The sequence below is a fragment of the Desulfosarcina sp. genome (genome assembly GCF_041551955.1).
GTDB lineage: Bacteria > Desulfobacterota > Desulfobacteria > Desulfobacterales > Desulfosarcinaceae > Desulfosarcina.
Genome location: NZ_JBFELV010000204.1, coordinates 1 through 8660 on the forward strand (window position 1 = coordinate 1; position 8660 = coordinate 8660).

The following is an 8660-nucleotide window of genomic DNA, read 5'->3' on the forward strand; positions in this document are numbered from 1 at the left end:
ACAGCCAGGAAGCCTTCACAGAAAGTTTTGCCGACTGGCGTGATGCCCGTTCCGGAGCGACCCCGTGGCCCTATGAAACCTACATCGGCGGTCGGATTACCGAATAGTCTCCCATGTGCATTTGATCTATTGAAATAAAAGGATTGGAAGTCCGTTTCCCGGTGATGCGGACTTTCAATCCTAATCGATGAATCAAAGGACGTTTGAAAGGAACACAGGCATGCTGGCAAAACTATCCAATGCAATTGACACATTTAACATCAAACAGGGCGAGTTCAGTTCGCTGCTGGCCTTGCCCCTGCTGCTGGTGGTGGTCTACGAGGTGGTCATGCGCTACGCCTTCAACGCACCCACCACCTGGGGCTTTGAAGCCACCACCTTTCTCTACGGCGTGCATTACATGCTGGGTCTAGCCTACTGCGACGTCTACAGTGGACACGTAAGGGTGGACATTTTCACCTCGCGCATGCCGCTGAAGCCCCAGGGTTTTATCGGTGTTCTGACCAATTTGGTTTTCTTCATGCCGGTGATGGTCCTGATGACCATCGCAACCTGGAAATACGCCCTGACATCCATCGCCGGAGGAGAACTCAACCCCACTAGCTGGGCGCCGCCGATTTATCCCATCAAGACCCTAATGGCCATCTCCTTTTCGTTTCTGCTGATTCAGGGGTTTTCCAATTTGATACATAACATCCGGGTGCTGCAAGGCAAAGCGGAAGGGGTGAGGTAACCAACTATGAGTGTAGAATTTCTAACCGTCGCGATGTTTGTAACGCTGATCGTGGCCATTATTTTCGGTCATCCGCTGGCCTACACCCTGGCGGCCGTGGCGACCCTGTTCGGGCTGATCGACAATGGGTTCAATCTAGATGCCCTGTTCAACATGTTTGCCAACAATGCCTGGGGCGTCATGGAAAATTACGTCCTGGTTGCCATTCCGCTGTTCATCCTCATGGCCCAGCTGCTGGATCGCTCCAAGGTTAGCGACAAGCTTTTCGAAGCCCTTTATGTGGTATTGGGCAGCATCAAAGGCGGGTTGGGCCTGGCCGTGGTCGTGGTGTGCACCATTTTTGCCGCTACCACCGGCATCATCGGCGCCTCCGTGGTGGCGATGGGCTTGCTGGCCACCCCGGCGCTGTTGCGCAAGAATTATCAGAAAGAGATGACCAGCGGAATCATCTGTGCCGCCGGTACATTGGGTATATTGATACCGCCGTCCATCATGATGGTCATATATGGCGGCTTGACCGGACTCAAGGAAACCACCGTAGGCAACCTGTTTGCCGGTGCGATCTTTCCGGGCCTGCTGCTGGCAGGCCTCTATTTTGCCTATATTTTGATTCGCTGCAACATCAATCCGCAACTGGGCCCCCCCATCTCGAAAGAAGAGGCCGGCACTTACACGGCCTTACAAAAATGGGGCATGACCTTAAAGTCGATGGTGCCGCCCCTGGCTCTGATCCTCGCGGTGATGGGCACCATACTCGGTGGCGTGGCCACGCCCACCGAGGCTGCCGGCATGGGCGCCAGCGGCGCTGCCATCCTGGCAATGGCCAACCGCAAGCTTACCTGGCCGGTGTTTCGAGACAGCTGCCGCGCCACCTTGAAAACCACCGCCATGGTGATGATGCTTTTCATCGGCGGTAAATTTTTCAGTTCGGTCTTTCTGAGCATGGGCGGCGGCGATGTCGTGGCGGACGTGCTCATCGGCTCGGGTTTGAACCGCTGGATCGTCCTTCTGATCATGATGGCCATCGTTTTTTTGATGGGCATGTTCATCGACTGGGCGGCCATCCTGCTGGTCACCGTGCCTGTCTTCATGCCTATTGCCATGGAGCTGGATTTCAATCCGCTGTGGTTTTCGATCCTCATGTGTGTGAACTTGCAGACCTCGTTTTTGACACCACCTTTCGGCTATGCGCTGTTCTACTTCAAGGGGGTCGCCCCGCCGGAATACACGATGATGCACATCTACCGCGGTATCATCCCCTTTGTGCTGCTGCAGTTGCTGGGGCTCACGATTCTGGCGTTGTTCCCGGGGCTGATCACTTGGCTGCCGGCACTGTTTTTCGGAAGCTGATACCTCAAGTCTAATTCATGTGATGCCAATCACTGAAGGTGAAATCCATGCAAACCCGAAATCACCCTGAAAGATCCGAAACGGTCTATTTTTTCGGTACCTGCCTGATGGATGCCGTCTATCCCGATGCCGGAATGGCCGCCATTCGCATGCTCGAGTCCCTGGGTGTCAAGGTGGTGTTTCCCCCGGACCAGAGCTGCTGCGGTCAACCGGCATATAATTCCGGGTTTACCCGGGAGGCCAGGACCGTCGCCCGTAAGCAGATCCAGGTATTCAGAAAACCATACCCGATCGTGGTGCCTTCCGGATCCTGTGCCGGCATGATGAAGCATCACTACCCGCCCTTGTTCGCCGGCACCCTTGATGAAGTCGCTGCGCACCGTTTTTCCGAACGGGTTTACGAATGGTCAGAGTATCTGGCCACGGTGCTGGGGGTTAAACTCGAAGACCGGGGGGCTCCGCTGACGATCACCTGGCACAGTTCCTGTCACGCCCTGCGCGAGATGGATGTGATAAAACATTCCAAGGCCTTGATCCGGCAGCTGAAAAACGTGACCCTGGTGGAACTGCAGCGCGAGACGGAATGCTGCGGGTTCGGCGGCACCTTTACCGTCAAGCAGCCGGCCATATCGGCTGCCATGGTCAAGGACAAGGTGGACGATATCCGTCGAACCAGGGCAACGACGCTGGTGGCCGGTGACTGCGGGTGTCTGATGAACATCACCGGTGCCATGGAACACGCCGGTGTGGCGATTGCCGGCAAACACCTGGCTGAGTTCCTGTGGGAGAGAACCAATGGACAATAAGTCGACGTTCGACTTCGAACACAACATCGCCGATGCTCTGGAGGACCGTCAACTTCGTAAAAACCTGCGTAAGGCGATGGACATTCTGGTCGACAAGCGCCGCACGGTTTTCCCGGACAGCGCCTATCTCGAACAACTGCGTTCGGCCGGCAATGCTATCAAGCGCCGCGCACTGAAACAGCTGCCCCGTCTGTTGGAGCAGCTCGAAGCCAACTGTACGAAAAACGGGATTCAGGTGCACTGGGCCGAAGACACGGCCCAGGCCAACGGCATCGTGCTCGACATCCTGCGACGTCACGATGCGCCTGACATCGTCAAGGGCAAGTCGATGGTCTCCGAAGAAATGCACCTGAACCATTTTCTCGAAGAAAACCACATCGAAGCCATCGAGACCGATCTGGGCGAGTTCATCATTCAGCTCAACCACGAAACCCCTTCGCACATCATCGTCCCGGCCATTCACAAGAACAAGGACGAAGTGGCCGCTATCTTCCACGAAAAAATTCCGGACACCCCTTACACGGAAGACGTGGAGGAACTGACCGCCATTGCCAGACGGGTGCTGCGCAAGCGATTCGCTGCGGCCAAGGTGGGGCTTTCCGGGGTCAATTTCGCCATCGCCGAAACCGGGACCTTGCTGTTGGTGGAAAACGAAGGCAACGGCCGTATGTGCACCACCGCTCCCGAGGTTCATGTGGCCGTAATGGGCCTGGAAAAGGTTGTCGAGAAGCTTTCCGATGTGCCGCCTCTGCTGCGGCTGCTCACCGGATCGGCCACCGGGCAGACGATCACCACTTATGTCAACATGATCACTTCTCCGCGCCGTACCGGTGAAAAGGACGGCCCCAAGGAGGTTCACCTGGTCATTCTGGACAACGGGCGCTCGCGCATGCTGGCCGATCCAGAATTCCGCCAGACCCTGCTTTGCATCCGCTGCGGCACCTGCCTTAACCACTGCCCGGTCTATGTTCGCATCGGTGGCCATGCCTATGGGCACGTCTATCCGGGCCCCATCGGAAAAATCCTGACCCCTCAAATGGAGGGGCTCGAACGGGCCGGGGTGCTGGCAACGGCATCCAGTCTCTGCGGGGCCTGCGGTGAAGTGTGTCCCGTCCGAATCCCGATTCCCGATCTGATCCGGCGGCTGCGCAACGAAAGCTACGATCAGGAGGGCAGCGCCGTGGTCGAGGGCGGCGGCTACAAAAAAAACCTGGCCGAAACGCTGGTGTGGAAAGGTTGGGAACTGGCCAACCGTTCACCCGTGCTCAATGAAATGGGCACCCGTTTGGCTGGAAAGGTTGGCAAACGCATGCCCAGGGTTGGCCCACTTAAAAAATGGATGCGTGTTCGAACGTCGCCGTGTGTGGCCCGTACCAGCCTTCACGAACGCGCACGCAGCGAAGGGGTGAAAGATGAGTAGCCACCAGAATGCCCGTGATCGGATATTGGCGCGCCTGCATGCTTCCGGTACGGAGGAGACGACCGTTCCGGATGTGCCGTTGCCGCCTGAATTGGCGCTCGATCGGGAGGCGAAGATCGACCGCCTGGCAGCGATGATGACGACCATGCGCACGGACGTTCACATCGTGGACACCGGCAACTGGGTCGACACCCTGACGGAACTGGCCCGAAAGAGGGGCTGGAAACGGCTCCTGTATGGTCCGGGGGCCCCGATCGGCCCGGCAATCGAAGCGTCATGGGCATCCGATGCCGCAGGACTGCCGGAGCTAGTGGCCTATGACGGGCCGGTGGAGACATTCAAGGCGGACCTGTTTGAGATCGATGCCGGGATTACCAGCGCCCGTGCAGGGGTGGCCGAGACCGGGGCCGTGGTCCTCTGGCCCACCCCGCACGAACCGCGGTTGATGTCCCTGGTTCCGCCGGTGCACGTGGCGGTGCTCGATGCTGATACCATCTACAGCTCGCTTGCCGAGATGATGGCCGCCGAAAACTGGGCTGCCGGCATGCCCACCAACGCCCTGTTGATATCCGGTCCGTCCAAGACCGCCGATATCGAGTTTACGCTGGTGTTCGGGGTGCATGGCCCCAAAGAATTGGTCCTGTTGATACGCAAGTAAAAGGTAATTTACCATGATCGCTGATTCACTTGTCCGACAATTCAAAACCATCGTGGGTGACGATAACGCGTGGACGGATCCCACCGATCTGCACACCTACTCCTACGATGCCGCCGTCGTCGATCCCGTCCAGCCCGGGTTAATCGTACGGCCCACCACAGCAGACGCCCTGGGAAAGACGGTGCGCCTGTGCAACGACAACGGTCTGCCCCTGACCGTCCGGGGAGCCGGCACCAACTTGAGCGGCGGTACGGTGCCCCTGCCCGGCGGGGTGGTTATCGTCACCAACGGCATGAAATCCATCCTGGAGATCAACGAGGCGGATATGTATGCCGTGGTCCAGCCCGGTGTGGTTACGGCCAAGCTGGCTGCCGCCGTGGAGGCCAAAGGCCTGTTCTATCCTCCCGATCCCGGCAGCCAGGCCGTCTCGACGATTGGCGGCAACGTGGCTGAAAACGCCGGCGGCCTGCGTGGTCTGAAATACGGCGTCACCCGGGATTATGTGATGGGCGTGAGCTTCTTCGATGTGGAGGGCAACCTGGTCAAATCGGGATCCCGGACGGTCAAGTGTGCCACCGGATACAACCTCACCGGGTTGATGGTCGGGTCCGAAGGCACCTTGGGCGTATTTGCCGAAATCATACTCAAACTGATCCCGCTGCCGGCCCACCGAAAGGCCATGATGGCCGTTTTCGAATCCCTTGAGCGGGCCTCTGAAACCGTTGCCGCCATTATTGCCGACCGGATCGTTCCGGCCACTCTGGAGTTTCTCGATAATTTTACGATTCGGGCGGTGGAAGATTTCAGCAAGGCCGGCCTGCCCAAAGACGCCGCCGCCATGCTGTTGGTAGAACTGGACGGTCATGCGGCGCAGGTGGAGGAAGACGCCGCCCGCGTGGAGGCCCTTTGCCGGTCCATGGGGGCGACCTCGGTTCGCGTGGCCCAGGACGCGGCCGAACGGGATCGGGTGTGGGCTGCCCGCCGTGCAGCGCTCTCCGCGCTGGCCCAACTCAAACCGACCCTGGTGCTCGAAGACGCCACGGTGCCCCGCAGCCGCCTCCCGGAGATGGTCGTCGCCATTCAGCGGATCGCCAAACGCTATGACCTGACCATCGGTACTTTCGGCCACGCCGGCGACGGCAATCTGCACCCCACGATTCTGACCGACAAGCGCGACCATGCTGAATGGGAGCGAGTGGAAAAGGCCATCGACGACATCTTCGATGATGCGTTGAAAATGGGGGGTACGCTTTCCGGCGAACACGGGACCGGCCTGGCCAAATGCCGCTACCTGGAAAAAGAGACCAGCCCCGGAACCATTCTATTTTCTTCGCGGGTCAAACGGGCCCTGGATCCCAAGAATATTCTCAACCCCGGCAAGATTATCGCCGCGAAAGCGTAGTTCCCATCATGGCATCAATGGACGCACTCGCCCGCCTTATGCGGGATCTGGAAGATCAACTGGTGGTTTGTATGCGTTGCGGCATGTGTCAGTCCGTTTGCCCGGTTTTCGATCAAACCGGACGAGAGGCAGACGTGGCCCGGGGCAAACTGGCCCTGCTGAACGGCTTGATGGAACAGATGTTCGACGACCCCCACGGGGTTTACCAGCGGCTAAACAAATGCCTGCTGTGCGGATCTTGTGCGGCCAGCTGCCCCAGTGGGGTCAGCGTGCAGGAGATTTTTCTCAAAGCACGGGCCATCCTCACCGGATACATGGGCCTATCACCGGCCAAGCGGTTGGTTCTGAAGGGCATGTTGGCCAACCCAACCTTGTTCGATCGAATTGTCGAGTGGGGTGCCCGGTTCCAGAAAATTTTATCCCGGCCAGTCAACGATATCGTCGGCACGTCCTGCGCCCGGGTGATGTCGCCTCTGCTCCAGGACCGCCATTTCAGAACCCTGGCCCCGGAGCCCTTCCACCGTCAGGTGTCTTTTATCGATCGTCCGGCGGGAAAGTCGGGGCTCAAGGTTGGCCTTTTCACCGGGTGCCTCATCGACAAGATGTTTCCCGTCATTGCCCACAGCACCATCAAGGTCCTGGACTACCTGGGGGTCGGGATCTTCCTGCCAGAAAACCAGGGATGCTGCGGTATTCCGGCATTGTCCAGCGGTGATCTGCCCACCTTTGAAAAACTGCTGAACCATAGCCTGGAACGCTTTAAAACGGGTCACTTCGACATGTTGGTCACCGCCTGTGCAACCTGCACATCCACCATCCATGAGGTCTGGCCGAAGATGGCAAACGCGCGCAACCGCGACGCGGCGACCCAACTGGCCCGCCGGACCATGGACATCAATCAGTTCCTGGTCAGGGAGGCCCACCTTCAGCCGTTGACGAATTCAACCGGCAGCGCCAGTACCGTCACCTACCACGACCCGTGCCATTTGAAGAAAAGCCTGAAGGTGTTCAACGAACCCCGTGCCGTGATCGAGGCCACACCTGGGTGCACGCTGACGGAGATGGCCGAATCAGACTGGTGCTGCGGGATGGGTGGGAGTTTCAACCTGCAGTACTATGACATCTCGAAAGGTATCGGGATGAAAAAAGCGGCCCAAATTAAAGACACGGGTGCCGACGTGATGGCCACGGGATGTCCGGCGTGCATGATCCAGATCTCGGACATGCTTTCCCAGGCCGGTGCGAAAATCGCCGTGCGGCATCCCGTCGAATTGTTGGCCCAAGCCCTGGACGAATGAAAATACGGCTCAAACCCATCAGCCCCAAACGCATTTCCGATCAGGTCTTCGACCAACTGCGGGAGCTGATCTTTCGCGGGGACTACCAGCCCGGCCAACAGATCATGACCGAGCGGGAGCTCGCCGACGCCCTGAATGTCAGCCGCAACTCCGTCCACGAAGCGATCAACAAGTTGGTTACGTTGCGTTTCTTGGAGCAGCGTCAGGGCCAGGGCACCTTCGTGCGTTCGATGGACGAAGCCGTGAAAATACCCCTGGCCACGGTGATGGAGGCCCAGGACGCCAGTCTTATCGATCTGTTGGAAATGCGCATGGGGATCGAGTGCACGGCTGCTTCGCTGGCGGCTCAGCGGGCCAACCCGGCGGATCTGGACGCCATCGGAAAGTCCATCGCAGATATGGAAGCCGATACTTGCGCCGGTGGGCTGGGCACCGAGGGGGATCTCTCCTTCCACATGGCCATCGCCTGGGCAACCAAAAACCCCCTGCAGGTTTATATCATGAAAAATGTCTCGGACTTTCTGCACGCGGGCATCCGGGAAAACCTGCTGCACTTATACGAAGACCAGGATAACATCGCCGAAATTCTTAAGCAGCACAAGGCCATCTATCAGGCCATCCGCAGGGGCGACGCCGAAGATGCCTACCGGACCATGAAAAACCACATCAATTATGTGATCCGCTTTTTCAAATACCGGGAAGAAAAAAATTTCTAACGACAAATTCCAAAAATCAAAAAAATCTCAAAAGTCAATGTCCACATCTTAAACACGAGCTCATTCTTTCATATGGTTTTGAGTTGGAAGTTTAGGCCATTGTGATTGGTTTGCAATTTGGTTGGTTGAGTATTGTGATTTAACTAAGGTAAAGGGGTAGTCAATGGGTGAAATAGAAAAATTCCAGCAGGAACGGCAAACGCTCAACGAACTGGTCATGAAATATGCCGGGCTGGGCACCAAGCGATACTACAGTCTCGACTCACAGGCCTACCGG

Annotated in this window: 8 protein-coding genes; all 8 read left to right on the top strand. The window is 57.7% G+C overall.

From position 1 onward, the window contains the following. Positions 1–220: 220 nt before the first annotated feature. From ABYV26_RS15100 to ABYV26_RS15135, 8 genes are read left to right on the top strand one after another with little or no spacing between them, the layout of a single operon-like run. Positions 221–733, top strand: coding sequence for a TRAP transporter small permease subunit (locus tag ABYV26_RS15100; protein ID WP_372682186.1), 513 nt, complete (start codon positions 221–223; stop codon positions 731–733). A gap of 6 nt (positions 734–739) precedes the next feature. After that, positions 740–2083 (top strand): TRAP transporter large permease subunit, encoded by a 1344-nt coding sequence (locus ABYV26_RS15105; RefSeq protein ID WP_372682187.1) that lies wholly within the window; start codon positions 740–742, stop codon positions 2081–2083. A 47-nt stretch (positions 2084–2130) separates the two neighbouring features. Then, the gene (locus ABYV26_RS15110; protein ID WP_372682188.1) at positions 2131–2889 is read left to right on the top strand and encodes a (Fe-S)-binding protein; all 759 of its coding nucleotides are present in this window, start codon (positions 2131–2133) and stop codon (positions 2887–2889) included. Beyond that, on the top strand, positions 2879–4309 hold the full coding sequence (locus ABYV26_RS15115; protein ID WP_372682189.1) for a LutB/LldF family L-lactate oxidation iron-sulfur protein: 1431 nt from the start codon (positions 2879–2881) through the stop codon (positions 4307–4309). The genes ABYV26_RS15110 and ABYV26_RS15115 overlap by 11 nt, the downstream gene beginning before the upstream one ends. After that, entirely contained in the window at positions 4302–4967 is a 666-nt protein-coding gene (locus ABYV26_RS15120; RefSeq protein WP_372682190.1) for a lactate utilization protein C, read from the top strand. Before ABYV26_RS15115 ends, ABYV26_RS15120 begins: the two co-directional genes overlap by 8 nt. A 13-nt stretch (positions 4968–4980) precedes the next feature. Next, positions 4981–6369 carry an FAD-binding oxidoreductase gene (locus ABYV26_RS15125; protein WP_372682191.1) on the top strand — a complete coding sequence of 463 codons (1389 nt, stop codon included), beginning with the start codon at positions 4981–4983 and terminating at the stop codon, positions 6367–6369. 8 nt (positions 6370–6377) lie between these two features. Next, complete coding sequence (locus ABYV26_RS15130) at positions 6378–7667, top strand: (Fe-S)-binding protein (RefSeq protein WP_372682192.1); 1290 nt, start codon at positions 6378–6380, stop codon at positions 7665–7667. Further along, on the top strand, positions 7664–8383 hold the full coding sequence (locus ABYV26_RS15135; RefSeq protein WP_372682193.1) for a FadR/GntR family transcriptional regulator: 720 nt from the start codon (positions 7664–7666) through the stop codon (positions 8381–8383). Before ABYV26_RS15130 ends, ABYV26_RS15135 begins: the two co-directional genes overlap by 4 nt. Positions 8384–8660 lie beyond the last annotated feature (277 nt).